1 protein-coding gene is annotated in these 902 nt (G+C 31.9%); it reads right to left on the bottom strand.

What is annotated here, in order from left to right; genetic code table 11:
* Positions 1-274: 274 nt before the first annotated feature.
* The coding region (locus ACH5TW_RS00140; protein ID WP_439334445.1) for a hypothetical protein at positions 275-902 on the bottom strand (628 nt) is incomplete at its 5' end.

A 902-nucleotide genomic window follows, 5' to 3' on the forward strand; every position in this document is an offset into this window, starting at 1 on the left:
ACAAACTCATCGGTTCCGTTTTCAGCAACTTGGTCAATATATTCACATAGATTTCTCCAAGCAACAGAACTTCTGTCTTGAACGTTATTCGGTATTTTGGAAATTCTATTGTTCATCGTATGGTTTAGCTTGTGCCTAACGGTTACGTATAATATTAGTGGCGCGTTTAAGCACTAATTTAATAAATAGAAACTTGCCAGCGGAAAATTCCGCAGGAATTTTCCAAGTAGGCTAGAACCAGCCATTAATTTTATACTTTGTTAGGCAACGTATTTTATTCATATACAGGACAAGTTGTCCAAGGATAAGCACATTGATAATTCTTTTGTATCCAACCGATATATAATTTTCCGTCGTATTTTATTTTCAGTTTTGCCCAAGTTCCATTTACAGCTATTAATTCAGATTCTACATACCCTTTCACGCAAAATGCAATTTCAGAGTTTGTGGTTGGTTCCGAATAAAATCGATATCCACTTTCGACGAATCCTTTGTCAGTTTTATCTTTTAAACAATCTACTTTTGTTTCTCCAGAATGACCAATATTGACTTTCAGATTTTCTGCTTTAATCCACTTACCTTTATATTTTCCAATGTCACTATTTAACTCATTATCTTCACAAGCAGGCAATACAATTATATTTTCTATTTTCAGCCAATTGTCTTTTGATTCAGATATTGCAAATTTATACCAGCAATGAGATTTGGTTAACGCACTTAATTCCGCAATTTTGTTTTCATTCGGATTATTGTAAATAGAAATAGATTCAGTTGCTTTATTTGAATAAAAACATTCAACAATATCTTCAAAAAATATTTTTGTCCTTTTTTGGGCAGAAACACTTAAAGAAGTTAAAATTATTAATGTCAGAATGAGTTTTTTCATATGTTGCCTAACGGTT

The organism is Thalassobellus sediminis (assembly GCF_044386045.1).
GTDB classification, from domain to species: Bacteria; Bacteroidota; Bacteroidia; order Flavobacteriales; family Flavobacteriaceae; genus Thalassobellus; species Thalassobellus sediminis.